This window comes from Flavobacterium endophyticum (genome assembly GCF_003634455.1).
Lineage (GTDB): Bacteria > Bacteroidota > Bacteroidia > Flavobacteriales > Flavobacteriaceae > Flavobacterium > Flavobacterium endophyticum.
On record NZ_RBLC01000006.1, the window covers coordinates 44,787 to 69,640 of the forward strand.

Here is a 24,854-nt window from a genome sequence, read left to right on the forward strand (position 1 = left end):
TAAATTGAATTGTTAGTTAAAATAAAAACCGTTTGGTCCTACTCCTACTGCAACCGGATTTAATAAAGTACCTGTTGTTGAATAGATGTAAATTTGGCTGTCTGAAGAAAAATCTCCGCCATCAGCAATGTAAATTTTGCCATCGTTTACTGCAAAACCATACATCCTGCCGTATAGTGATTGCGATTCATACGTAAGCAACGGAACCGTAGGCGCTGCTGTTGCATTGGCCGCCATCGCAAAAACAGCCGTATCGACCGTATAGTAAATTTTATTGTCTTCGATATTGAGGTTTCTTGCTCCAGCCGAAGTCGCTGCTGCTACCGTAATCGGCGTGCCTACCACAGTATTGGTAGAGAGGTTGATTTTTGCCAGCTTTTCAGAACCTAAAACATATAAGGTTCCGTTTTCTTCTTCAAATGCGTTAGGGCTAAATCCTAATGGAATCGTTGTTTCGATACTATTTGTAGCTGGATTAAAAACAGTTACAGAGGTACCGCTGCCGAAGTAGCCGTTCATAATGTAAATCTTGCCGTTTTCTTCTATGATTTTTTCCGACCAATTGTTCATTGCCACTCGGCTTGTCGTATAGTTTGAAAGATCAATTACGGTAAGGAAATCATCGGAACCTACTTCATAATTATCGTAATTGGTCACATAAGCTTTGCCATCCACCACTACGCCATATCTTGGACTCCTAAAATCAGTGCTGATAGTTGCGATAAACTTAAACGTATAACGGTCTACTACTGTAATCTTATTGGCTAAACCCGAAATGATAAAAGCTCTTGTATCATCAAAAAACATAGACTGGAGCAAGGTGCCCATTTCTGCGGCTTCTGGGTTGACATTTCTAAAAACGTCCTGCTCTACGGCACCCGAATTGCTGATAAAAGTGACAGAGCTTGTGGTAATGGTAGAATTTCCTTCGTTCAATACAAAAACTCCATTATCATAATCGCCGAGCGACTCATTTGACGAATTATCATCACTGCTACAGGAAGCCAAGAAAAGCGAGCTTGCGAACAGCATTACAAAAATTCTATTGAACTTTTTCATATTTAAAAATTTAAGGTTAGATACATATTAAAATTGCGTCCCGGCAAATACCGGCTTTCGACGCTGGCATACTTTTCATCCAGGAGATTCAGTACTTGGAAGCCTAGAATGCAAGAATTCTTTTTGCCAAAGTCATAATGGAGAGAAGCATTGCTTACCAAATAAGCGTCGATGTTATATCTTGAATTGTTGTCGGATCTCGTAAAGACTTCGCCGTTATACAACAGCTGATAGTCTGCCGACAGCTTCTTCCAAGAATAGCTTAGCGATGAAGTAGCTTTGTGGTACGGCACATAAATCAACTGCTTCTTTTTTTCCATGTCTTCCGAAACCGTATAGCCGTAGGTCCCGTTCAGCATCACATGATGGTTTCCGAAGTTTTTGCTCCAGCTTACGATTGCTTCCCCTCCATACGTCCTTACTTTGTTAGTATTTTGCGGTGACCAGTTCGAACCGTTCGGAATCCAGCGGAGCATGTCCTTGATATCGATATAATACCCTGTCAGGGTGATCTTAAAAGTATTGAAACGGAACTCATTGCCCAATTCGGCTTGGTACGACGATTCGGGTTTCAGGTTTTCGTTTCCTCCCGGTTGCCAGTACAAGTCATTGAATGTCGGCACCCTAAAGTTTTTAGAACCGTTAAGTTTCAAGGTATAAAAATCAGCCGCTTTCCAGCTCATCCCTAAAGAAAACAGGAGCGGACTTTTGTAATTATTCGTAAATTCTTTCCTAACGCTTGCTTCATACAACAACTTTTTCGTCAGGTTGTGCTTCAACAACAAGCTGGCCGAACCAATGTTTCGCTGTTCGTTTTTGATGTCAGAACCCTTTCCTTTGTTCTGCGTATAATCCAAAATCGCATTCAGCTGAATCGCATCAGTAGCTTGAAAGGCAAGGTCGTACTTCCCGATATAGGTTTTTACCTCGCCAAAGGTGTAAGACTCCGAATCGATATTGTCGAAGTATTTATATTTTTCGCTCAGGGCGCCGACTTTTACTTTGGAAACAAATCGGCCAAAAAAGCTGTCCCATTCCAGCAGATTTCTAGTATTCAGGTCTTGGTATTTGGTCTTGATTTCCGAAGGAAAGATTAGCGAAAAATGCCTTTCCCCGTCAAACACATAGCTGTATAATTTCAAGAAATTGTTATCGTTGATCTTATACCCAATTGCCGCATTCATGCTGGTATTGTAATATTGGCCATTCAGGTTTTTGTCATCAGAATCCACATAATCATAGTCGTTGTCGGAGCTGTTTCTGGAAATGCTGACCTGCGCGCTGAATTTTCCGTCAGACGCATCGAGCTTGTAATTGCCTCCAAACGTATTGAAACTGCCATAGTTGAGACGGAGCGAGTTTGAAAAATGATCCTCAAACTTCACGGTATTGTTCAGGTGGATACTGCCTCCGATGGCACTGCTTCCATAAATAGAACTTCCGCCGCCTGCCCTTACGGATATGCTGTTGAAATCCCTTGTGGTAATCGTATTAAAATCAGTCTGTCCGTTGAGCTGCGAATTGATGTTGATTCCGTTCCAGATCACAGCAGTCTGCTGGGCGGTCGTTCCCCTAAACGAAGGCGAAGACACCATCCCCAAGCCATTTTCCTTGAAATAAATTACGGTATTGTAATTCAGCAGCGAGGTAAGCGAAGCTTGGTTTTTGTTGATGATGGAATCGGACAGTTTTAGCACCGACTGGGAATCCGAATAATTTTTAAGCTGCAGATCCGAAATCTCCACAACCTCTAAATGATGGATGCTGTCGTGCTGTGCCAATGCAGATTGGCAGATGCTGAAAAGCAAAAACAGGTATAGTTTTTTAAAAGTCATAATTTCGAAACCTTTTTCCCGAAGGCTTGATAATTGTTAAGAAAAAAGGCAGGTCTCCTGGCTTGCGTCTTGCTGTTTACCTTCCCATCCGCCGAGCGGACAGTGGTTTGTAGATAACAGCAAGCTGGATAGCTTACAGTTGCGGGAACAGCTTTGGTCTTGAACCAAATTCCCTTTTAATGTGATTATAAAACACCAATCACAACCTTAATTCGAGTGCAAATATACTATAAGTTCTATATTTTCTCCTGATTTCCTAAATATTTATATATTTACTTACATCATAAAAATCTCAATTATGAAGAGAATACTACTTTTTTTGCTGGTTCCGATGCTATCCTTTGCGCAAAACACAGGAATTGAAATGCTATTGGTAAATCCTGATATCGGAACTCCTTCGTCTTATTGGGGTGCCCGTACTTCAAACGATTCTGGCTTGAACGCTATTTTACAGTCACATGCCGTAACAGTCTATACACTGAAACTTGGAAATCCTTATTACGAATACGACACCAAAACGGTGCAGATCCAATGTGCCGACTGCAATCTCAATGCGCTCAAGGCCGATCTAGAAGCCTATTCTTCGGTAGTCACAAAAGCTACGCTGGCAAGCCCTGCCTATTTTATAAACAACTTGTCGGTCATGTTACGAAACGCAGCAGCAGGAACGTCTACCGGAACGGTCATGAACATCGCTACTACCAATGATTCTGGGTTGAACCAGATTTTTCAAAACTTTAATGTGCGATCGTATGATATCTATGGGGATCTCAACCATTATAAATTAAGATGCGATTGCGATAACACATTGCTAAAAGCGGCTTTAGACAATTACGATACTATTGTCCTAACTACAGATTTTTTTAACGCTGCCTATCTTTTAAGCAACCAAGACTTTAAAAACCCGAACCCTAAAATTTATCCGAATCCTTTCAGCTCCAGCTTTCAGATCGAAACAAACGCGGTTGTTTCCAACTATTCGCTCTACGATATTTCTGGAAAACTTTTGATTTCTACCGATTCTAAAGCCAAGCTAGACAATCATTCCAGCCTGATTTCAAGCGGTGTTTATCTTTTAAAACTAACGTTTGACAACCAAGAGAATTACACCCAAAAATTGATTAAGATCTAATCCAGAAAGCCATGCTGTCGTCAGCAGTTTTCAGGTTGATGTGTCGTTACTTCCTAGTGTCGTGCCTAGTTTTTATGTTTATGTAAACTCACTTTATGTTGTCATAAACAGTTTTCATGTTGCCGTGAACATGATTCATGCTGTCGTACATAGTTTTTAGCTTGCATCAAACTAACTTCATGTTATCATGAACAGTTTTCATCTTGCATTGAATATGATTCAAGATGTCGTACATAGTTTTTAGGTTGCATTACACTCACTTTATGTTGTCGTAAATAGTTTTCATGTTGCATTGAACATTATTCATGCTGTCGTACATGGTTTTCAGCCCCATAAAAACAAGGCTAAAAACTGCAGTTTTCAGCTGCCCTAAAATCATCGCAATCCAAAAATCATAAAAACTGATGTCGGTTCAAGACAATAACTTTTATCTTTGCGGTCTTCACAAAAACTTTTTTATGAAACCAATTCTTTCAAGATACACTCTATTTCTGTTTTTAGTTTTTGCTATTGGATGCAAAAAAAATGAAGAAAATACGACTATAGCTGCAGCAAAAATCACGAATGCTATCCGTTATGCCAAAGGCTTCGAGCTGTATAAATATGAAGGATATTCTACCGTAAAAGTCTCTAATCCGTGGCCCGATGCCAACAAGACCTTCACTTATGTATTGCACAAAAAGGGCGTTGCTATACCCGACAGCCTAAAAAATTATATCGCCGTACAAGTGCCTATAAAAAACATAGTCGTTACCTCAACGACGCACATTCCTTCGCTAGAAATGCTGGGCGTAGAAAATACGCTGCTCGGCTTTCCGAATACTGAGTATATTTCTTCCGAAAAAACTCGAAAGCTGATCGATGCCGGAAAAGTAAAGGAAGTAGGCGAAAACCAATTGCTCAATACGGAAGTGCTGATTGATCTCGCTCCCGATGCCATCGTCGGATACAGCAGTAGCAGCGATACCAAAGCCTATGACAATCTTGAAAAAAGCGGCCTCAAGATTTTGTTTAACGGCGACTGGACCGAAGAATCACCTTTGGGAAAAGCCGAATGGATCAAATTCTTTGGAGCCTTGTATGGCTTGGACGAAAAGGCCGAACAGCTATTTTCTGAGGTCGAGACGGCCTATAAAGAAGCTTCTGAACTGGCCAAAAAAGCAACGACTAGGCCTACGGTGCTTAGCGGCGCTATCTACAAAGGGCAATGGTACATGCCGCGCGGCAACAGCTGGGCGTCCTTGTTCTTGAAAGATGCCAATGCCGACTATCTTTGGGCCGATACCGAAGGAACTGGCAGCTTGTCGCTATCGTTCGAAACGGTTCTGGAAAAGGCCGAAAACGTAGATTTCTGGGTCGGGCCAGCGCAGTTCACTACCTTTAAGGAAATGACCGACAGCAATCCGAATTACGCTTATTTCAAAGCTTTTAAAGATAAAAACGTTTATTCCTTCAGCAGTAAAAAGGGAAAGACGGGCGGACTATTGTATTATGAATTGGCGCCCAACCGTCCGGACCTGATATTGAAAGACCTTATCAAGATATTGCATCCCGAAATCCTGCCCGATTACGAGCTGTACTTTTTTGAAAAACTGAAATAACAAGCCATTGCACCAAAACAGTCGAAATAGGATTCTTTTCACGGCACTGCTCCTTTCTCTTGCAGTGTGTTTTCTGCTGAACATCAGCCTGGGTTCGGTGCATATTCCGATTGAAGACATTGCCAGTTCCCTTTCGGGAGGCCAGGCCAGCAAAAACTCTTGGGAAATTATCATTTGGAATTACCGCCTGCCGAAAGCCCTTACCGCCATTCTTGTCGGCATGGGACTGTCCATCAGCGGACTGTTGATGCAGACCCTATTTCGCAATCCACTAGCCGGTCCTGATGTATTGGGATTGAGCTCGGGAGCCAGCATGGGTGTTGCTTTTGTGATTTTGGGCGCGGGCTTATTGCCTCCTTTTTTAAGCAGTTTTTTTCTTTCTCCCTACGGAATCGTACTTGCTTCGTGTATTGGCAGCCTTATTGTCTTGGCCGCCGTCTTGGTCGTTTCGCAAAAGCTTCGCAATACTATGGCCATCTTGATCGTGGGCTTGATGTTCGGAAGCTTTACCAATGCCATCATAGGCGTGCTCTCCTATTTCAGTACTGCAGAAGAACTGCAGAAGTTTACCTTCTGGTCTTTAGGAAGCTTGGGCAACCAGCCTTGGTCGAATATCCTTGTGCTTTCGATTTGTTGCTGTATCGGACTGCTGTTGAGCGCCTTGTGCATCAAGCCTCTAAATGCCCTGCTCTTGGGCGAGCGCTATGCGAAAAGCTTGGGAATCAATTTCAAGAAGACACGACTCGCCATCATCCTAGCCACCAGCTTATTGGCAGGCAGCATCACCGCTTTTGCCGGACCGATTGCGTTTATAGGATTGGCCGTGCCGCACATTGCTAAAATGATCTTTCAGACCAGCAGCCACTATATCCTCTTTTGGGGCACCCTGCTTCTCGGTGCTACCATCTTACTGATCTGCGACACCGTTTCGCAGATGCCGGGCAATGATTTTACGCTGCCGATAAATGCCATCACCTCTATTATCGGAGCCCCGATTGTCGTCTGGCTTCTGGTACGCAAACGAAAATTCATGATATGATGGAAACAGGACAAACGATACTATCGGCTACAGCACTAAGCATCGGCTATTCTTCCAAGAAAGGGAAAAATGGCATCGCTTCTGACATCTATCTGGATTTGAAATCGGGAACGCTGACAGCTTTGATCGGCGCGAACGGAATCGGAAAGTCTACCCTCTTGCGCACGCTGACAGGAATACAAAAAACACTTTCTGGAAACGTAGTCTTGAACGGAAAAAGCATCGAAAGCTATAGCCCGATTCAACTGGCGCAGCAATTGAGCATCGTATTGACCGAAAGCTTGCCGCCCAGCAACCTGACGGTTTTTGAATTGGTCGCTTTGGGAAGGCAGCCGTATACGAATTGGATCGGAAAGCTTACGGCAGAAGATCTCGAAAAGATACAGGAAGCCATGAGCCTGACGCAAATCACGCATCTGGCACAGAAAAAACATTACGAGATCAGCGACGGACAGTTGCAAAAGGTATTGGTGGCAAGAGCCTTGGCGCAGAACACGCCCTTGATTATCTTAGACGAACCGACGACGCATTTGGATTTGCTTCATAAAGTTTCGCTTTTGAAACTGCTAAAAAAGCTAGCCTCTGAAACAAAAAAGTGCATCTTGTTCTCGACACACGACTTGGATCTGGCACTGCAATTAAGCGACGAAATGATCGTAATGAATTCGAAGCAAACCGTGCAGGACACTCCCCCGAACCTCATCCACAATGGAATATTGAATTCTTTATTTGAAGACGAAAATATCTTTTTTGATGCCGACAAGGCTAAATTTATTCTTAAAAACTTATAAAATAAGGCCCGCATCTGCTATCTTTGATAGACACTAAAAGCAGTACTAATGAAAACTTGTCTATCCATTCTCTTCGTTTTCACGGTTTTTCTCTCCAATGCGCAAAGCAAGATAACCTTGACGCCAAAAGGTTTTGAGCCCAATCCGATTGTCGGCAGCCTGCCGCAAATGACCAACGAAAAATTCATCGAAGGCACGCAGCTCTGGGGACAAGAATTCAGCCAAGGCGAAGCCGACATTTCTGAAGTCACAGAAAATTCGATGACAATCGATGCGCTTAGGGACAATGCTTTTTTCTATCGAAATTTGGGCGAGACTTTCTTCCATAAAGTAAAATACCGTATCAAGATTTTTAAGGAAGGAAACCGCTATTCGCTTACGTTTCAGGTCACTGAAATTTATGCAAAGAAGACGCTCTTAAAATCAGCCATTACAGATTATCTGACGGCTGACGGAAAACCAAAAGACGGTTTCCAAGATGTAAAGCCTTCTATTGAGAAAACTGCGGGCATTATAGTGGATTCGTATGCCCGATACATGAACAATTTCAGATAATCTCTCCTACTCACCTTTAAGCAGGTTGATGCTTACGGTAGCGATGTCGGCATCCGGAAATCTTCTAAAGATAGCCTTATCGGGAAACAACTGTGCCTCTCCCGCAATCTTATTAAAGACATCAATTTCGACGATATACTGGTCAGAAAAACCATGCGTGGCATCGTAGGCCGTCGCCGCTGTCTTTCCTATATTCTTGGCAGCCAACGATGGATTTATGGTATGCAGTTCTATCAACAAAAGTCCAAATTTCTTGACATAAGGCGACCACTTTTTTAAATGCTCCAACAGATTGTCTTCTACAAGATTATTCGAAATTCTTTTTCCTCTATAAGCAAAAGCGCCCGTAGAACTGCTTACCCTATCGGCAGAAATCTGCTTTGGTTCTTCCCAGATACGGTTATGATCGAGAAACGTCCTGACATTCAAGAGGTCTTTCAGGTCGATATTGTAGTTTTCCATCAGGTCATTAGATAATAAATCCGGCCTTCCGATATCACCCCAGATTACTTTTGCCCAGATATCTGCCTTGATCAAGTTTGCCCGTGTCACTTTTAGAGCTGCTTGGTTATAATCGGCGCCTACCAAAAACAGCGGATATTCGTCAAGCATTTTCCCTCTAAGGGTTTGCCGGTCTATGACTTCAAAAATATGCTGCAAGAAGGCGCCGTTGCCACAGCCCATGTCTAGAATTCCTTTCGGCTGTTCTTCGATCGGACGGTTGAACAAGTGCACGATGATTTCGTCCACCACCTTAAAATAAGTATCATGCGCGCCGCCGCTTCCCCAAACATTCATCTCTCTGTCGACATGAATTTCGTTCTCGCCGTCAGCCACCATACGCAACACATTCGGATCGCCGAAAATCAATTCTTCAATCTTGGCAAAGGTCGGCAGATACGAAACCGTAACGCCGTAGGCGCTTGCTCTTTTGGCAAAAAACAAGCCTGTTTCTGTAAACTGGTAGTTGCCGTTCTTTTCCAGAAACCAGCCCAGATGTACAAAAAAGTCTAATATCTTCTTGAATTTATCGGGTGTCTTATGGAATTCTTCCGGTCGGAAAGACGTTTCCATAAAGTATTTGTGGAACATGCCGTTCATGGCCAGCCGTACGATGGTAGGTCCTATCAGGTAGCCTTCGATATGCTTTAGTATCTGTTTCTGGATTTCATTCGTCAAAGCATCATCAGAGAATTCGATTCCGTAATTGATCTTGAATTTTTCGAAGATAGCATCCAGGCGTTCAAACGGAGCTTCTTCAAAAATCCTAGGATGAAATTGCGTCGAGAATTGCAACAAATCGACAACATCTTGATACAAATGAAATAGTGAAAATGCTATTGCAGTCTTCTCGTTGGTAGTAAATTTGATGGTATCCGTTGCCGTATCAATATGGTAGTCTAAAAAGCCCTGCGAACAGAGCACGCGAAGTCCCACATTCAGATAGCCTTCGTTTGCCTTAAATCGGGCTGACAGATCGGCCAAGTCGGCTTCACCGTTTTTTACTATATGTTCAAGGACTCCTTTATTTCTTAAGGCAATGGCTACCGGAGCAACTGCCAGGCCGTCGAGATGCCTGAAAATAGAACTGCGAAGGTGGGATTTATCAATCATAGATGTTTGAGAAAAGCTATTCTCAAATATACTATTTTTTTAGATGGAAAGCTGCCTTTTTGCTTCGCCTATGGCAAAGGCTACCGAATTGGCAAGATTGTAGCTCCTTACCAAAGGTGAAATCGGAATGGTCAAATGGTTCTCAAACTTATCCAAGACCTCTTGGCTTAGCCCAACCGATTCTTTGCCAAAAACCAGCCAGTCGCCCTCTTGAAAAGTTTCAGAAAGATACGATTTCGTGCTATGAGAACTGAATAAGAATACTCTTGAAGTATCCGGTACTTGCGCTATCCATTCTTCAACCGACTGGTATTCTTTCCAATCCAAATGCACCCAGTAGTCAAGGCCGGAACGCTTCAGGTTTTTATCTGTAATCTGGAATCCAAAAGGATGGATCAGATGAAGGCGGCTTTCGGTACCGACACAAAGGCGGCCAATATTTCCGGTGTTGTTAGGTATTTCTGGTTCTACAAGAACAATATTTAGCATCTTTCTTAAATTTAACTGTTGTTAGAGCGAAAACTCGCTGACTTCTTTTACTTCTCCCGATTGCATATCGCCGAGATAGACATTCCCAACCCGCACTCGCACAAGCCGCAATGTCGGAAACCCTACGGCCGAGGTCATTTTTCGGACTTGGCGGAACTTGCCTTCGTTTAAGGTGATGGATACCCAGCTAGTAGGTCCGTGCCTTTCGTCTCGTATTTTCTTAGAACGAGGCGCAAACCCCGGGTCGTCAATCTTAAAAGCCTGGCAGGGATTGGTTATGTATTTTATTCCGTCAAAGCCAATCTCGACACCATTTTTTAGCTTTTCAATGGCGTCTTCGGTTATTAGCCCGTCTACTTGGGCATAATATTCTTTGGTTACTTTTTTGCTTCGGACCAATTCGCTCATCTGTCCGTCTGTCGTTAGAAGCAGCAAACCTTCGGAATCTTCATCAAGCCTTCCGATAGCCATCGTGCCTTCTGGAAAATCATGGAGTTCTCCCAAAAGCTTCTTTTTTCGCTTGAGTTCATACACAAACTGGCTAAGATAGCCGTAAGGTTTGTGAATCAAAAAATGCTTATGGGCGGACATGGCTGAATTTTCGGCAAATTTACCACTAACATTTGGAAATCCGGCAAATTAAAGCAATGTTAAAGATGTAGCTTTTGTTTTTATATAGCTGTAAATTAATTAGGCAATTTAAAAACAACCATCATGGCAGCAGCAAAAGACTTAGGAAATAAAAAATGGAACGGAGAACAGGAAAAAGCAAAGGGCAAAATCAACGAGGGATTCAGCGGCGAAAACCTTGCCGACGAATATGATCCGTCAAAAGGAAAGCTTAAGACGGAAATCGAAAAAGATACTGCGGGTAATGTGCATGTCGTGAAACGCGCGCGTTCTGTAGAGAGTAATGTAACTCCTACTGAAACTAGCGGAGCGCCGCTAAAAAACAAGAAGAAACCTGAGAATAGGGATAAAAATTCAGATCTCGACCCGAATCGTTATCCTACCTCGCATCCTGAAAATAAAAAGGATCGGGGAAACATGAAATAGCAGGGCTTAAAAACCCTGCTTGTTCTAGTCTTCTTCTTTGTCAAATTCAATATTGGCGTGGATTTTTATTTCTTCGCCTATGATGAGATGGCCGGTTTCGGTTACGTCTTCGGCTACAATTCCGAAATCACTACGGTTGAGTTTTCCGCTTATTTCAAAACCTGCTTTCATTTTTCCAAAGCCATCTTTTGCCTGTCCGCCAAAAACGGCATCTAAGACAATTTCTCTGGTCACTGATTTGACGGTTATATTGCCACTTAATTTATAGTGGTCGCCTTCAATTTTTTTGAGTTCTGAAGAAGTAAAATGAATTTCTGGAAATTGATCAGCATCCAAAAAAGCATTCGACTTGATGTGCTCGTCTCTTTCGATATTGTTGGTATCAAAGCTGTAGACATCTATCGAAAGGGAAATCTGCGCGGTCTCGAAATCATCATTTTTCGTCGTCATTTTTCCGTTAAAAATCTTGAAGGTGCCTGAAATATGCGAAATCAGCAAGTGCCTGATTTTAAAATCTATATTCGAGTGGTCAGGATCGATAATCCAATGCGTAGTGAAATTCATAATGGTTCGTTTAAAAATGGCTATGTATAAATTTACGCATAGCGATTTTCATTTTATAAAAACAAACCGTGAATTGTTTGTTAAAGTTTAAACCCTGTGATGGTCGGGCTTCCAGTTTTGGATGCTTTTTTTGATTTGGTTTCCAGAAAGATTTTCATCCAGCGCTTTTTTTACTAAGGCAGGTAGCTCTTCGTCTGGCGCAAACCGTAAGGCAAACAATTGGCTATCGGACAGCCTGCCTTCCAGCAGTTCTAGCCTTTCGTTTGTGATGGCAAAATAGCGGTATTGCAATTCGAGTCGTATGATTCTGTCCTGCAACAGCAAGGCATAATGTTGGCGAAGCATGAAAGCCAGTCCAAAAAAGAGAAGCAGGAGAATGCTGATAAAGATCCAGAGTAAGCTTTCTTTTTCTCTGCCAAAAATAAAATAGACACTTACCCCGAGCAGGATTAGCAACAGGGGATAAAACACAAAATGGTGCGGTGTATAGAAACGTATATGGTTTTTATAGTCTTGCTTTTTCATAGGATATTGGTTATTTCCTATAAAAATACTCAATAAGTTTGAATAGACAGCGCCTTCTCGGGCTATTCTAACCCATAATCGGATTGTTTATATCCTGAAAGTCAGATTTTTTTACTTCTATACAGAAGGTGCTGCTGTCAACATATTCTGCTTCTGAAAAATCCAATAGGTACGTTTTCTTTCTAAAAAGTCCATGTACGGTAAGAAGAATTTTCTTTGAAGCTTCGGGCTTTTCAAGCAGAAAATGTCTTTTTTCGGTTATCGAATCTCCTATCTTATACCATAATGCATTTCGGAATCTATAATCTAAGATTACAAATTTGTCTCCAAAAAAATGCTTATTGGAATAGTTGGAATAAATTAGCCTTATGCTTCTGTCGGACCTGAAAAGGATCTTTAAAAGGCGCGAGGCTACATTAGCTACAAATTCATATTTAATAGTAGAATCTGTAACTTTGTCTAAAGTTAATTTTGGTGGTTTCATTGTGTAAGAACTTAGGGGGAACCTACAATAGTAAGAATATTTCTTAAAAAAACATTAAAAAATCGATTAAATGCCAAAATAACCCTCGAAATACATCTATAAATTAAAGAACATTCCTAAAATAATAAATTGTATAAAGTTCATACTACAAAAAAACCGCCCTAAGGCGGTTTCTATTTTTAAAAAGTCTCTGTTAGTTTTTGACTAATCGTTTAATCATTGTACCGTTTTGGCTTTCTAGCTTCATGATATAAACTCCCGTTGCAGCCTTTGCAAGGTCAATCGTATATGCATCAGACGAACCGCTAAATTGTTTTGAGTACACCAATTGTCCTGAAATAGAAAACACATTGATTGCATCAACAGCTGTCATCTCTGCAAACTGTATGTTCACAAGACCGTTCGTTGGGTTAGGATAGACAGACACTGAAGCATTTTCAAATCCTGGTGTCGCTAATGGAGGATCAATAGTGACTACATAATCTTCCATTTCACCAAAGTTGTTGTTAGCTACTACTGGTCCGCAAGCAAATTGGTGTCCAAAAGAAGTTGCCAATGATGCCGCAACAACAACACGCATTCTTGTAGTACCCGTCAAAGCTGTTGCTGGAATTGTTATACTACCAGTAACTGCTTGATTTAAGCCAGTACCTATATAAGTATACTCTGTCGACTCAAAAGCTCCGTTCTTATTATAATCGACCCAAACGCCAACCGATTCATCTAACCAACCGTCGCCAGATGGCCCTACAGAAACAGAAACTGGGATGGTTGCCCCTACATTAAATACAGGAGGCGCAACAGAGCCACTATAATTGGTGTATCCTGTAGTTGCATTTCCACAAGTTGTAGTATTGTTCAATGTGCCAATAGTAACATTCGTAATTACGTCACCATCACCACAATTGAAATTAATTGCATTTAAACAATAGCAAGTATCTACCGCATTTTGCCCAACAGAAACTGCTGCAGAAGTAGCGCTTTGACCACTTCCTGAACAAGTTATGATAACTCTGTAAAAAGTAGCTTGCGACTGGCCTGTCATGCTATAATTCAAAGAAACTTGTGAGGCTCCTAAATTAGTCCATTGGTCTGTTCCGGTCGGAGAAGACTGCCATTGGTAAGAGAACCCTGCTGCCGGAGTCACGCCAGAAGCGCCCAAGACAAAAGAAGTCTGATTACAAACGGAAGCTTGCGTAGATGTTGCCGTTCCCACTGCTGGAGTACCCGTACATGCTGTTGCGGCAATGACATCTACTGAATAATCTTCGTATTCTCCATAACCAATATAAGGTGCTGCACAAGAACTTGTTGCAACAATTGCTTGAGAATATTGGGCTTTAACCCTCATTCGAATATTTCCTACCGTAGCCGTAACTGGAATTGCGATAGAAGCTGTTACCACAGAGCCCGCTGCTGGCGAAGTTCCTAAGTTTGTAAATTCTGAGGCATCAAAAGCACCATCATCATTGTAGTCGAACCAAACTCCTACTTGCTGTGTTCCAAAATGGGCAGGAATTGTTACAGAGAGGTCGTAAGACTGTCCTACAATAACACTAGCAGCCGTGCCGCCCGTAAAATCGCTATAGCCTGCTGTTCCACAACCAGAATTATTATTAATTCCTGCAAAAGTAACATTCACAATTTCATCACCTTCAGAACAATCTCCAGTTCCAGGCGTACAATACGATTGTGCCTGAGCTGCAGCCGAGGCCAATAAAAAAGTTCCGAAAAATAAGGATCTAGCTCCTCCAAGGCTTTGTTGCAAAGCCGAAAATAAAGTAGTTTTTTTCATGAAAATTATTTTCATGCAAATAGCTATAAACCAGAGGATAATAATTCTAGTATTAAAATTATTTGCATTGTTATACATTCACTAAAGTATGACTTTTAAGATTAAAATAAAAATTCTCTTACGAAAACACGGTCTAAAATACCAAATTTTAACATTCATAGAAATATTCATTGAAAAATAACGGTAATAAAAACCTATAATTTATTCTTACTTTTACTTTCTACAAAAACATTAAAATGAACGACACTATCATCACCATTATCGCTTTTATAATTGCCTTAGCCATAGGAATTTTTATTGGAAAGTTGCTTTTTTCTGCCAACGCAAAATCAGAAAAAGCAGGCCTTGAAGAACGAATCAACGGACTGCTTTCTCAGATAGAACAATTAAAATTACAGCAACAGCAGGACCGCATTAGCTCAGAGAATCAATTGCAGCAGATTGCCTTGGAAAGAGAAGGCCTCAGAACAGAAAAAGAATCTTTAGCCATACAGCTTTCAAAAAAAGAAGTTGATTTCGAAAATCTTTGGGAACGCAACAAAGAACAAAAGCAAGAAGTAGAACAGCTGCAAGAAAAATTCACCAAAGAATTTGAAAACCTTGCCAATAAGATATTAGAAGAGAAATCCACCAAATTTACCGAGCAGAACAGAGAGAATATGAAAAACATACTTTCTCCATTACAAGACAAAATCCAGCTTTTTGAGAAAAAGGTAGAAGATACGCACAAAGAAAGTATTGACTATCATGCCGCACTAAGACAGCAGATTCTAGGGCTTCGCGAAATGAACGAGCAGATGAGTCGAGAAACGCTCAACCTGACCAAAGCGTTGAAAGGTGACAGCAAGATGCAAGGAAACTGGGGCGAATTGATCTTGGAAAGAGTGCTTGAAAAATCTGGCTTGGAAAAAGGCCGTGAATACGAAGTGCAGCAGAGTTTTGTGACCGAAGACGGCACAAGGGTTTTCCCAGACGTGGTCATCAATTTACCCGACGGCAAAAAAATGGTAGTGGATTCTAAAGTATCTTTAGTCTCGTATGAAAAATACATCAACGAAGAAGATGAAGTCTTAAAAACAGCCTTCTTAAAAGAGCATTTGAATTCAATCAGAAGGCATGTCGAGCAGCTTGGCGCCAAGAACTATCACGACCTTTATCAAATCGAGAGTCCTGATTTCGTATTGCTTTTCATCCCTATGGAGCCTGCCTTTGCCATTGCGCTAAACGAGGACACTACACTTTACAACAAGGCCTTTGAAAAGAACATTGTGATCGTCACTCCTTCTACCCTTTTGGCCACGCTCCGAACCATTGACAGCATGTGGGCCAATCAAAAACAGCAGGAAAATGCTTTTGAGATTGCAAGGCAAGCCGGAGCCCTCTATGATAAATTTGAAGGTTTTGTAACCGATCTTGTCAAAATAGGCAAAAAGATGGATGAAGCCAAAGTAGAATATCAAGGTGCCATGAACAAACTTTTTGACGGAAAAGGCAATCTGATAAACAGTGTAGAAAGGCTGAAAAAAATGGGTGCCAAAGCTAAAAAATCATTGCCAGAGAATATCCTGAAAAGAGCCGAGACAGACGATTCTGAAAACTAATAAAGAACCCAACCCAAAACTGTATGGACAAAACGTATAAAACACCAAAATCTTCCCGAATCACAATTTCTGAACTGATGCTGCCGTCGCATTCCAATTTTAGCGGCAAAATCCACGGAGGCTACATTCTGTCTTTGATGGACCAGATCGCCTTTGCCTGTGCTTCTAAATTTTCGGGTTCCTATTGTGTCACGGCTTCGGTTGATACGGTCGATTTCCTAAATCCGATCGAGATTGGAGAATTGGTTACGCTAAAAGCATCTGTAAATTACGTCGGCAACAGTTCCATGGTAATTGGCATTCGCGTCACAGCCGAAAATATACAAACTCAAAAAGTAAAACATTGCAATTCCTCCTACTTTACGATGGTTGCCAAAGACGATTCGGGCAAAAATGTTTCCGTTCCAAGATTAACATTGACTACTGTCGAGGAAGTACGTCGTTTTTGCGATGCTATGAGACGAATCAAGGCGAAAAAAGAGCATAAAGAACAAGAACATTTATTTGACCATACCTCAACTGAAGCCTTGCAGGACATCAAAAACATGGACATCCGAATCCATTTATAAACACAACTAAACAATTTAGTAATAGCCCTCTAACTTTTTTGTTATAAAATCATTTTCTTTTTAGTTTTATTATATATTTGCCATATTTATTCCTAATTTTTTGATGGTAAATCTTATGAAACACAACTATTTTTTAAAGAAATCATTACTATTACTACTTTTCTTTACCATTTTATCATGCGGGTCAGACAACGACTATGTTCCCGTACCAGAACCCGTTTCTCCAGTTACAGTTGATTTGGCAGCAGTTCCTTACGCCAAATTATCTGATTACAAATTTTTTGAAGGCGATATGAAAGAACACATACCCTCTTTAAATGTAATTCCTTACGAGCCAGCAAGTCAGCTTTTTACCGATTACGCCAAAAAGAAGCGATTCATATGGATGCCTGAAAATGTAAAAGCGACTTATACTGCCGACGGAAAGATTTTAAACTTTCCGGTAGGAACTGTTCTAATAAAAACATTCTATTATTCTACGATACAGCCAGGAAACACGACAAAGATGATCGAAACCCGATTGATGATTCGTAAAGCTGATGGATGGAAATTTTACGAATATGTGTGGAATGACGAACAGACAGAAGCGAACCTGATCGTAAACGATGACTTTATAAACGGCAGCACCAAAACAATTACCTTCAAGAAACCAAACGACGAGGTAATTACAGCCGAGTATAGAATTCCGTCAGAATCAGAATGTCTCGCCTGTCACAAGATAAATGAGATTGCGACTCCGATCGGTGTCAAACCTCAGAATTTAAATATCAATTATGCATATAGAGAAGGAAACAAGAACCAATTGCAGAAATTGCTAGAACAAGGCTATCTGGAAAGCTATCCTTCTACTATTGCCACAACAGTTAATTACAACGACACCTCACAATCTTTAGATTTAAGAATGCGTTCCTACTTGGATGCTAACTGTGCGCATTGCCATCAAGACCAAGGACGCTGTGATTATCGCGCCATACGTTTTGCTTTCAGTGAAACTTCAAATCCAACCAACCTAGGTATTTGTATTGACGCCGATGAGATCGTAAGCCCTACGTTGCAAAAAATTGTCTTGCCGTCCAATTTCAGCAAATCGATACTGCATTATCGATTGCGAACTAATGACGAGAGCGAAAGAATGCCGCTATTAGGAAGAACGATTACTCACGATGAAGGAATAGCGCTAGTAGAGCAATGGATTAGCTCATTAACGCAAACTTGCAACTAAATCCAATAAAACAGCTTAACAACAACCAACTAAAAACTATAGTCATTATGAAAAAAACTTTATTTTTCTTTAGCCTATTTTTTTGCTTTTCAATCGCAATGGCCCAAAGCAATTGCGATACTGCATTAAATATTACGCTTAACTCCATCAACACAGCTCCTTCGTATGCTGCTGAAAACGGAACCGCACCGAGCAACTTGTGCGGACTTAATAATGGTCCCGGCACAAAAGGCAAATGGTATAAATATACTGCCACACAAAACATCAATGTGACCGTATCTACGCTTTTGCCTCAGAATCCTAATACCGACACCAGGGTAATTGTATATAGCGGATCTTGCACCAATTTAGTATGTATAGGTTCTAACGATGATTATGATGGCAGCCAAGCTTCACAACTTAGCTTTGCGGCTACTGCAGGCACAACCTACATCATTGCGTTTGATAACAAATACAGTAGCAATGGCTTTGATTTCTCTTTTACGCAAACAGCCTCTCCAGGTGTAGACCGATTGTCATTCACATCGCGTCCGGTTGCGGGAATAGCTGGACAACATAACAATTGTATCGTAGATATGAATGGCGACTACTTAGACGACATTGTTTCAGCAATCAACAATACACAATTAGCCATTAGCTATCAACAAGTTGGTGGTACATTTACGACTACGACATTCACTATAGCAAATACATCAGTTCAACCAACCTGGAGCATCGCAGCAGGCGATTATGACAACAACGGATACAATGACCTGATCTATGGCTCAGGCAGCGGAGTCGTGTTTTTAAAAGCCAATTCAGACGGTTCGGCTTACAGTACCTTTAGAAAACCTGAAAACTACTTGACACAGCGTACCAATTTTGTAGACATCAATAACGATGGCAAGCTAGATGCTTTTGTATGTGATGATAACTCTCCAAATCGATATTATTTTAACGATGGCTTGGGCAATATTGGAAACCAAACTCAAGGCGGTCTGGGAATTTTCCCGACTGGAGGAAATTATGCCTCAAACTGGTTTGATTATGATAACGATGGCGATATCGACATGCATATGTCAAAATGCGGGCAAGGAGGCTCTGGTGTCGGCGGAAACATCGATGAAATGTATAGAAACAATGGCAACGGAACATTTACCAATGTAGCCGCAACAGCAAATTTGGCAGCGCCAGAGCAAAGCTGGTCGTCAGCGGTTGGAGATTTCAACAATGATGGATGGATGGATATCATCTTAGGCGTAAATGCAACCTCTGACGGTAATACAAATGTAATGAGAAACAATGGCGATGGCACGTTTACCAGCGTTACCGTAGGTTCAGGATTTGATCTTATTTTTAGCACTGGAAGAGAATATGTAGCTCATGATTTTGATAATGATGGATTTTTAGATGTTTTGGGCTCAGGAAACAATATTATGTTTGGCGATGGTAATTTCCATTTTACGCCAAATCCAAATCAATACCTATTATCTCCAGTTGACAGACCCGTTGGAGATTTAAACAACGATGGCTTCTTGGATATCCAAAATGGAACTAATGTATTGTTCAGTAACGGGAACAGCAATAAGTGGATAAAAATCAGTTTTGAAGGCGTACAAAGCAACAGAAACGGAATCGGGGCAAGAGTGGAACTTTACGGTCCATGGGGCAAACAAATCCGAGACGTACAAAGCGGAACTGGTTTCCAAAACATGAGCTCTCTGAATGTACATTTTGGCATCGGCCAAGCATCTTCAATAGAAAAAGTAATTATCAGATGGCCATCTGGAATTGTGGATACAGTCTTAAACCCTTCAACAGGCCAGACATTACATGTAAGAGAAGGAGCAACACTTGGAGTTGCAGAAAATAACACAAAACAATTCACATTGTATCCAAACCCTACAGCTGACTTCCTAAACATTCAGCTCAATGAATTGCAAGCTGAAATAGATGGAGCAAAAATCTATGATTTGACAGGAAGAATGATTTCTGACGCAAAAGTCTTAAACAGCAAAATTAATGTTCAATCACTTCCTGCAGGAACCTATGTAATCATCCTGCATGATACAAAAGGAGAAAAATACGCTCAGAAATTCATCAAGAAGTAGTAATCTCTCACAATAAGAAAAATCCCGAATGGTTTCATTCGGGATTTTTTTTTACAGAAAATTCTCCCAACCTTAGCGTTATCAGGCATTACACAAAACACAATTAAACAATTTATTATCAGCGCTATAACTTTTTTACTATAACAATATTTTCTTCATAATTTTATTTTATATTTATTATCTTTATTCCTAATTTTTTGAAACACATCTATGAAACAAAACTATTTTTTAAAGAAATCACTGTTATTTATTCTTTTCTTTATCATTTTTTCATGTGGATCCGATAATGATTATATCCCAGTAGAACCTACTTCGCCAGTCGTGGTTGATTTGGCATCCGTTCCGTACGCCAAGCTATCCGATTATAAATTTTTCGATGGCACAATGAAAAATCAAGTTCCGTCTCTTGACGTACTTCCTTACGAACCTGCAAGTCAGCTTTTCACAGATTATGCCCATAAAAAAAGATTTGTTTGGATGCCAAAAAATAAAAAAGCGGTATATGACGGCGATGGAAAAACCTTAATTTTTCCTGTAGGCACTGCGCTTATAAAAACATTTTATTACGACAATATCCAGCCTGGCAATACAACACGGATTATAGAAACTCGAATCATGATACGCAAAGAAGAAGGATGGATTTTTGCCAATTATGTATGGAATGCAGATCAAACCGAAGCTACCCTTGATCCTAATGGTAGTTTCACAGACATTACATGGCTGGAGGAAGGAACACTTAAAAACACGAACTACCGTATTCCATCTTCTTCAGGAGGCGAATGCTTGACCTGCCACAAATCAAACGACAAGCCTATCCCGATTGGCTTAAAACCTCAAAACTTAAATTTTGCTATAAACTACGCTTCTGGAAGCAAAAATCAATTAGAAAAATGGGCAGAAGTTGGCTACTTAGACAATAACTTCCCAAGAAATATAGTATCGACAGTACGATGGAACGACGAGTCACAACCCTTGGAAAAAAGAGTGCGGTCTTATATCGATATAAACTGCGCCCACTGTCATCAACAGGACAGCCATTGTTCTTACAGGCCGATGCGTTTTGCTTTCAGCGAGACAACCGATCTTACAAATCTAGGCGTGTGCATGACACCGGTTGACATTGTAGGAAGCGGACTCTCCCACATTGTAGCACCAGGCAGTCCTGAAAGATCCGTGATGCATTTTAGAATCACGTCTGTAAATGAATCTACAAGAATGCCGCTACTGGGAAGATCGATCGTTCATGAAGAAGCTGTCGAAATGATAGACGAATGGATAACTACCTTAGATATGAGATGTAACTAATAAACAAACAACAATATGAAAAAAAGACTACCCCTAATTATGCTATGCCTGACGGCTTTTTTGGCCAAGGCACAAGACAATTGCCAAACTGCCTTGGAAATTACAGCAGGCACGCATACCATTGATGCAATTAACGGAAATGCTAATACGTATGGCATTTGTGCCGGAAGCGGTACGGCAGCAAACAGCGAATGGTATAAATACTCCCCTTCAATAAACACTTCGGTGACCGTAACAACTGACCTTATAGCCAACATTGGAGGAGACACCCGTTTCCATATCTATAGAGGTGCTTGCGGTGCATTAACTTGCGCAGGCGGTGATGATGACAGCGGAAACTTAGGAAACGGATTTTTATCAGCATTTACTTTCAACGCTGTTGCTGGTACTACCTATTTTATAGTTTTCGACAACAAATGGCGAAGCACAGGCTTCAATTTTGTTCTTGCCGAAGGACCATATACTCCAGAACAGCCTGAAGTACCTGGGCAAATTGTCGGATTTACGCCGCAGACTATAGCGCTGGGCGGTTCCTACAAAAATTGCGTAGTGGACATGAACGGTGATTATTTGGATGACATTGTAGGCATAAGCAATACTAGCCTCAACATTTTATATCAAAATGCTAGCGGTGGCGGATTTACTCCAGCTACGATAACTACACCGCAAGCCACTTATATGCCGTCATGGAGCGTCACTGCGGCCGACTATGACAAAAACGGCTATACCGATCTATTGTTTGGATCTGGCAGCGGCGTGACTTTTATGAAAGCCAACAGCACAGGCACGGGTTATACGCCTATCTCGGGACCCCAATCTATTTTCAGCCAGCGTTCCAACTTTGTAGACCTCAATAATGATGGACATCTTGATGCTTTTGTATGCCATGACGTAAATCCTAATGTATATTACCTTAATGACGGAAACGGAAACCTTGTCTTCCATCAAGGGGGTATGGGCGATTTCCCAAGTGGCGGAAATTACGGTTCAATTTTTGTCGATTATGATAATGATGGCGACCAAGATCTTTTTATCGCAAAATGCCGTGGCGGTAATACAGGTGCTAATATTGACGAATTACACCGAAATAACGGAAATGGCACTTTTACCAACGTATCTGTAGCAGCAGGAATGGCTGACCCTGATCAATCTTGGTCAAGTGCTTTTGGTGATTTTGACAATGATGGCGACATGGACGCTTTAATTGGTTCAAATGCCGGAGGAACGACTCAAAAATTGATGCGTAATAATGGTGATGGCACCTTTACGAATGTAAGTGCAGGTTCAGGATTTGAATCCTATACTAATACTGGAAGAGAATATATTGCTCGTGATTTTAACAATGATGGATTCATTGATGTCTTTGGACCAGGCGGTATTATCATGATCAATAATGGAGATTGGACTTTTACAAAATCAGGCGGAGCACCTCAAAATGGACCTATCGGAGATTTGAACAATGACGGCTTCTTAGATGTTCAGGTCGAAAACACGGTCTATTACAATAACGGAAACGACAACAATTGGATTATACTGAACCTTCAAGGTATCCAAAGCACCAGAAATGGTATCGGTGCAAGAGTAGAGATATATGGAACTTGGGGCAGACAGATCAGAGACGTGAGAAGCGGCGAAGGCTTTGAATTTGCCAACTCATTAAATACACATTTCGGAATCGGAACTGCAACAGAAATTACGAGACTGGTAATAAAATGGCCTTCTGGCTTGGTAGAAGAAATCCTAAATCCAGCTATAAATTCAAAACTGCTTGTTGTAGAAGGCTCGACTTTAGGAATCTCTGAAACAAATAGCAATCAGTTTATACTTTATCCTAACCCAGCTTCCGATTACATCCGAATCCAGCTTACTGACATGCAGCCTGAAATTGCCAGCGTAAAAATCTATGATTACCAAGGCAGAATGGTTTCAGATGTAAAAATACAAGAAAACCAGATTGACATCCAATCACTGTCTGCAGGAAATTACATGATGGTATTGCAAAACAGCAATGGCGAAAAGTTCTCTCAGAAGTTTGTCAAAAAATAAAGCTTGTTTTTATACTACAAAAAATCCCGAAAGTTATTCGGGATTTTTTTTTTAGAGAATTGCTCTTTTGAAGTTATTCAACCACTAATGTTTTCGTGGCATTTCCATATTCAGTTCTTAAAACTACCATATAGGCGCCTGTAGTCCAATCAGAAGTATTGATTTCTGTATGGGAATCAGAAACCGACATCGCTTTCACGACCCTGCCCAAATTGTCATAAATCTTAACTTCTCCTGCAGCAATAGATTGAGGTAACTCTAGTGTCGCAAAGCTTTTTGCTGGATTTGGATAAATCTTAAACGATTCAACTGCAAAATCCTCTGTCCCAAGTGAAAAAGCAGCCACAGTAGCACCGCAATTACCCGATCCATGATAACCGATGGCCAAGCTTCCCGGTCTATGCGCCCAAACTAAATTAAGAGGCTGAGCGGCGGCGGTAAAAGTATAATCGTTTGAATCGCCTGTATCACGAGCTCGTGTCGCAACCACTGTCCTTACACCTGCGTTAATTGTATTAGAAGTTACTGTCCAATTTTGATTAGAATCTAGAGGAGGAGTTACTCCCGTTCCGTTAAAGGTCCTGTCAGTCATGTTTGTCCCGTCAAAAATTACGACATCGCTACCATTATCATCCATAGATGTAGCATTAAAAGACACACTAAGCCAGTCTGTAGATGGTCCAACAAGATTCAAAGTAACCAGAGTGCTGGTGACATCAATCTTTGCAGTAAATCCCGTCATGAAGGTTACAGTTCCCGTACTATACGTCTGTGCAGACAAGCCGAAGCTCATCAGGACTATAGCAAAAAAAGTAAGCGTAATTTTTTTCATATCAATTGGTTTTTAAGATTTGTATTAATTTATCATCATTTGCAAGTACGGCATAATCAATCGCCGAATTGCCTCTATTGTCTTTGACCGCAGGATCAGCCTTAGCTTTTATAAGAAAATCAGCAATTTCATACTTTTTAAATATTGCGGCATAAATCAAGGCCGTAGTACCATTAGAATCGGGAATATTAGGGTTGGCTTTATTTTCCAATAGTTTTTTTACTATTTCAACATTGCCTTTTACGGTGGCGGCCATCAATGCCGTTCCCATGCCGCTCGCCGTGTTTATGTCTTTTACCTGCTGCATTAAGAATTGGGCAACTTCTGTATTTCCTCTATAGCAGGCTAATATTAACGGAGAATAGCCTTCTGGAGAAAGCTCATTAATACACCCAGGATTAGCTTTCATTAATGCTTTTACTTCATCTACCGTACCTGTTCTAGCGACATTAAAAATATCTTTTTGCGAAAAAGCATTTAGAGAAAGGAAGAGCAGAAAGATAAAAAGAGTAGTTTTTTTCATAGGCAAAGTTTCAGCAATTTTGAACCATAAATCACGATAGTCCACTCAATAATCGTATGTTTTTATCCGTAAAAATAAAAAACTTCAATTCGTAAATTAACCGGCATATCATCACAAATTTATCTAT

General features: G+C 40.9%; 23 protein-coding genes and 1 riboswitch. Of the genes, 12 read left to right on the forward strand and 11 right to left on the reverse strand.

Annotated elements, in window-relative coordinates:
• Nucleotides 1-12: 12 nt before the first annotated feature.
• A complete protein-coding gene (locus tag CLV94_RS16050; RefSeq protein ID WP_121377532.1) occupies nt 13-1,059 on the reverse strand; it encodes a DUF5074 domain-containing protein in 1,047 nt (348 codons plus the stop codon).
• Nucleotides 1,060-1,061: 2 nt separating this feature from the next.
• Nucleotides 1,062-2,894 carry a TonB-dependent receptor plug domain-containing protein gene (locus tag CLV94_RS16055; protein WP_121377533.1) on the reverse strand — a complete coding sequence of 611 codons (1,833 nt, stop codon included), beginning with the start codon at nt 2,892-2,894 and terminating at the stop codon, nt 1,062-1,064.
• A 30-nt stretch (nt 2,895-2,924) separates the two neighbouring features.
• Nucleotides 2,925-3,119: riboswitch (cobalamin riboswitch) on the reverse strand.
• 73 nt (nt 3,120-3,192) lie between these two features.
• On the opposite strand from CLV94_RS16055, the gene CLV94_RS16060 reads away from it, so the two are divergent.
• The 5 genes from CLV94_RS16060 (at nt 3,193) to CLV94_RS16080 (ending at nt 8,012) form a co-directional block, all read left to right on the forward strand.
• Nucleotides 3,193-4,026 carry a T9SS type A sorting domain-containing protein gene (locus CLV94_RS16060; protein WP_121377534.1) on the forward strand — a complete coding sequence of 278 codons (834 nt, stop codon included), beginning with the start codon at nt 3,193-3,195 and terminating at the stop codon, nt 4,024-4,026.
• Nucleotides 4,027-4,484: 458 nt separating this feature from the next.
• The gene (locus CLV94_RS16065) at nt 4,485-5,627 is read left to right on the forward strand and encodes an ABC transporter substrate-binding protein (RefSeq protein ID WP_121377535.1); all 1,143 of its coding nucleotides are present in this window, start codon (nt 4,485-4,487) and stop codon (nt 5,625-5,627) included.
• Nucleotides 5,628-5,634: 7 nt separating this feature from the next.
• The gene (locus CLV94_RS16070; protein WP_121377536.1) at nt 5,635-6,666 is read left to right on the forward strand and encodes a FecCD family ABC transporter permease; all 1,032 of its coding nucleotides are present in this window, start codon (nt 5,635-5,637) and stop codon (nt 6,664-6,666) included.
• A complete protein-coding gene (locus CLV94_RS16075; protein ID WP_121377537.1) occupies nt 6,666-7,457 on the forward strand; it encodes an ABC transporter ATP-binding protein in 792 nt (263 codons plus the stop codon). Before CLV94_RS16070 ends, CLV94_RS16075 begins: the two co-directional genes overlap by 1 nt.
• A gap of 48 nt (nt 7,458-7,505) precedes the next feature.
• Nucleotides 7,506-8,012: a hypothetical protein gene (locus CLV94_RS16080; protein WP_147406647.1), complete on the forward strand. Its 507-nt coding sequence runs from the start codon at nt 7,506-7,508 to the stop codon at nt 8,010-8,012.
• A 6-nt stretch (nt 8,013-8,018) separates the two neighbouring features.
• Here CLV94_RS16080 and CLV94_RS16085 read toward each other — a convergent pair whose 3' ends face one another.
• The 3 genes from CLV94_RS16085 to CLV94_RS16095 are packed head-to-tail and all read right to left on the reverse strand — an operon-like array spanning nt 8,019 to nt 10,706.
• Complete coding sequence (locus CLV94_RS16085; RefSeq protein ID WP_121377539.1) at nt 8,019-9,626, reverse strand: class I SAM-dependent methyltransferase; 1,608 nt, start codon at nt 9,624-9,626, stop codon at nt 8,019-8,021.
• Between the two features lie 39 nt (nt 9,627-9,665).
• Nucleotides 9,666-10,115 carry a tRNA (cytidine(34)-2'-O)-methyltransferase gene (locus tag CLV94_RS16090; RefSeq protein ID WP_121377540.1) on the reverse strand — a complete coding sequence of 150 codons (450 nt, stop codon included), beginning with the start codon at nt 10,113-10,115 and terminating at the stop codon, nt 9,666-9,668.
• A gap of 21 nt (nt 10,116-10,136) precedes the next feature.
• On the reverse strand, nt 10,137-10,706 hold the full coding sequence (locus CLV94_RS16095) for a pseudouridine synthase (RefSeq protein ID WP_121377541.1): 570 nt from the start codon (nt 10,704-10,706) through the stop codon (nt 10,137-10,139).
• 123 nt (nt 10,707-10,829) lie between these two features.
• On the opposite strand from CLV94_RS16095, the gene CLV94_RS16100 reads away from it, so the two are divergent.
• Complete coding sequence (locus CLV94_RS16100) at nt 10,830-11,171, forward strand: hypothetical protein (RefSeq protein ID WP_121377542.1); 342 nt, start codon at nt 10,830-10,832, stop codon at nt 11,169-11,171.
• Between the two features lie 24 nt (nt 11,172-11,195).
• On the opposite strand, the gene CLV94_RS16105 is transcribed toward CLV94_RS16100, so the two are convergent.
• The 4 genes from CLV94_RS16105 to CLV94_RS16120 form a co-directional block, all read right to left on the reverse strand.
• Nucleotides 11,196-11,735 (reverse strand): YceI family protein, encoded by a 540-nt coding sequence (locus tag CLV94_RS16105; RefSeq protein WP_121377543.1) that lies wholly within the window; start codon nt 11,733-11,735, stop codon nt 11,196-11,198.
• Nucleotides 11,736-11,822: 87 nt separating this feature from the next.
• A complete protein-coding gene (locus CLV94_RS16110; protein ID WP_121377544.1) occupies nt 11,823-12,260 on the reverse strand; it encodes a DUF6526 family protein in 438 nt (145 codons plus the stop codon).
• A 67-nt stretch (nt 12,261-12,327) separates the two neighbouring features.
• Nucleotides 12,328-12,744, reverse strand: coding sequence for a hypothetical protein (locus tag CLV94_RS16115; RefSeq protein WP_121377545.1), 417 nt, complete (start codon nt 12,742-12,744; stop codon nt 12,328-12,330).
• Between the two features lie 193 nt (nt 12,745-12,937).
• Nucleotides 12,938-14,539 carry a T9SS type A sorting domain-containing protein gene (locus tag CLV94_RS16120; protein ID WP_170148818.1) on the reverse strand — a complete coding sequence of 534 codons (1,602 nt, stop codon included), beginning with the start codon at nt 14,537-14,539 and terminating at the stop codon, nt 12,938-12,940.
• Between the two features lie 236 nt (nt 14,540-14,775).
• On the opposite strand from CLV94_RS16120, the gene rmuC reads away from it, so the two are divergent.
• From rmuC to CLV94_RS16150, 6 genes are all read left to right on the forward strand, one after another.
• Nucleotides 14,776-16,140 carry a DNA recombination protein RmuC gene (gene rmuC, locus CLV94_RS16125; RefSeq protein WP_121377547.1) on the forward strand — a complete coding sequence of 455 codons (1,365 nt, stop codon included), beginning with the start codon at nt 14,776-14,778 and terminating at the stop codon, nt 16,138-16,140.
• Nucleotides 16,141-16,163: 23 nt separating this feature from the next.
• Complete coding sequence (locus tag CLV94_RS16130) at nt 16,164-16,709, forward strand: acyl-CoA thioesterase (RefSeq protein WP_121377548.1); 546 nt, start codon at nt 16,164-16,166, stop codon at nt 16,707-16,709.
• 115 nt (nt 16,710-16,824) lie between these two features.
• Entirely contained in the window at nt 16,825-17,931 is a 1,107-nt protein-coding gene (locus CLV94_RS16135) for a hypothetical protein (RefSeq protein ID WP_121377569.1), read from the forward strand.
• Between the two features lie 47 nt (nt 17,932-17,978).
• Nucleotides 17,979-20,021: an FG-GAP-like repeat-containing protein gene (locus CLV94_RS16140; protein ID WP_121377549.1), complete on the forward strand. Its 2,043-nt coding sequence runs from the start codon at nt 17,979-17,981 to the stop codon at nt 20,019-20,021.
• Between the two features lie 210 nt (nt 20,022-20,231).
• Nucleotides 20,232-21,326 carry a hypothetical protein gene (locus tag CLV94_RS16145; protein WP_121377550.1) on the forward strand — a complete coding sequence of 365 codons (1,095 nt, stop codon included), beginning with the start codon at nt 20,232-20,234 and terminating at the stop codon, nt 21,324-21,326.
• 15 nt (nt 21,327-21,341) lie between these two features.
• A complete protein-coding gene (locus CLV94_RS16150; protein ID WP_121377551.1) occupies nt 21,342-23,372 on the forward strand; it encodes an FG-GAP-like repeat-containing protein in 2,031 nt (676 codons plus the stop codon).
• A 73-nt stretch (nt 23,373-23,445) separates the two neighbouring features.
• Here CLV94_RS16150 and CLV94_RS16155 read toward each other — a convergent pair whose 3' ends face one another.
• Entirely contained in the window at nt 23,446-24,204 is a 759-nt protein-coding gene (locus CLV94_RS16155; protein ID WP_121377552.1) for a T9SS type A sorting domain-containing protein, read from the reverse strand.
• A 1-nt stretch (nt 24,205) separates the two neighbouring features.
• The gene (locus CLV94_RS16160) at nt 24,206-24,727 is read right to left on the reverse strand and encodes an ankyrin repeat domain-containing protein (protein WP_121377570.1); all 522 of its coding nucleotides are present in this window, start codon (nt 24,725-24,727) and stop codon (nt 24,206-24,208) included.
• Nucleotides 24,728-24,854 lie beyond the last annotated feature (127 nt).

What these genes read in the sequence shown, in the direction of transcription:
- CLV94_RS16050 (WP_121377532.1), bottom strand. Translation starts at nt 1,059, where the DNA reads ATGAAAAAGTTCAATAGAATTTTTGTAATGCTGTTCGCAAGCTCGCTT.
- CLV94_RS16055 (WP_121377533.1), bottom strand. Translation starts at nt 2,894, where the DNA reads ATGACTTTTAAAAAACTATACCTGTTTTTGCTTTTCAGCATCTGCCAA.
- CLV94_RS16060 (WP_121377534.1), top strand. Translation starts at nt 3,193, where the DNA reads ATGAAGAGAATACTACTTTTTTTGCTGGTTCCGATGCTATCCTTTGCG.
- CLV94_RS16065 (WP_121377535.1), top strand. Translation starts at nt 4,485, where the DNA reads ATGAAACCAATTCTTTCAAGATACACTCTATTTCTGTTTTTAGTTTTT.
- CLV94_RS16075 (WP_121377537.1), top strand. Translation starts at nt 6,666, where the DNA reads ATGGAAACAGGACAAACGATACTATCGGCTACAGCACTAAGCATCGGC.
- CLV94_RS16080 (WP_147406647.1), top strand. Translation starts at nt 7,506, where the DNA reads ATGAAAACTTGTCTATCCATTCTCTTCGTTTTCACGGTTTTTCTCTCC.
- CLV94_RS16085 (WP_121377539.1), bottom strand. Translation starts at nt 9,626, where the DNA reads ATGATTGATAAATCCCACCTTCGCAGTTCTATTTTCAGGCATCTCGAC.
- CLV94_RS16090 (WP_121377540.1), bottom strand. Translation starts at nt 10,115, where the DNA reads ATGCTAAATATTGTTCTTGTAGAACCAGAAATACCTAACAACACCGGA.
- CLV94_RS16095 (WP_121377541.1), bottom strand. Translation starts at nt 10,706, where the DNA reads ATGTCCGCCCATAAGCATTTTTTGATTCACAAACCTTACGGCTATCTT.
- CLV94_RS16100 (WP_121377542.1), top strand. Translation starts at nt 10,830, where the DNA reads ATGGCAGCAGCAAAAGACTTAGGAAATAAAAAATGGAACGGAGAACAG.
- CLV94_RS16105 (WP_121377543.1), bottom strand. Translation starts at nt 11,735, where the DNA reads ATGAATTTCACTACGCATTGGATTATCGATCCTGACCACTCGAATATA.
- CLV94_RS16110 (WP_121377544.1), bottom strand. Translation starts at nt 12,260, where the DNA reads ATGAAAAAGCAAGACTATAAAAACCATATACGTTTCTATACACCGCAC.
- CLV94_RS16115 (WP_121377545.1), bottom strand. Translation starts at nt 12,744, where the DNA reads ATGAAACCACCAAAATTAACTTTAGACAAAGTTACAGATTCTACTATT.
- CLV94_RS16120 (WP_170148818.1), bottom strand. Translation starts at nt 14,539, where the DNA reads ATGAAAAAAACTACTTTATTTTCGGCTTTGCAACAAAGCCTTGGAGGA.
- rmuC (WP_121377547.1), top strand. Translation starts at nt 14,776, where the DNA reads ATGAACGACACTATCATCACCATTATCGCTTTTATAATTGCCTTAGCC.
- CLV94_RS16130 (WP_121377548.1), top strand. Translation starts at nt 16,164, where the DNA reads ATGGACAAAACGTATAAAACACCAAAATCTTCCCGAATCACAATTTCT.
- CLV94_RS16135 (WP_121377569.1), top strand. Translation starts at nt 16,825, where the DNA reads ATGAAACACAACTATTTTTTAAAGAAATCATTACTATTACTACTTTTC.
- CLV94_RS16140 (WP_121377549.1), top strand. Translation starts at nt 17,979, where the DNA reads ATGAAAAAAACTTTATTTTTCTTTAGCCTATTTTTTTGCTTTTCAATC.
- CLV94_RS16145 (WP_121377550.1), top strand. Translation starts at nt 20,232, where the DNA reads ATGAAACAAAACTATTTTTTAAAGAAATCACTGTTATTTATTCTTTTC.
- CLV94_RS16150 (WP_121377551.1), top strand. Translation starts at nt 21,342, where the DNA reads ATGAAAAAAAGACTACCCCTAATTATGCTATGCCTGACGGCTTTTTTG.
- CLV94_RS16155 (WP_121377552.1), bottom strand. Translation starts at nt 24,204, where the DNA reads ATGAAAAAAATTACGCTTACTTTTTTTGCTATAGTCCTGATGAGCTTC.
- CLV94_RS16160 (WP_121377570.1), bottom strand. Translation starts at nt 24,727, where the DNA reads ATGAAAAAAACTACTCTTTTTATCTTTCTGCTCTTCCTTTCTCTAAAT.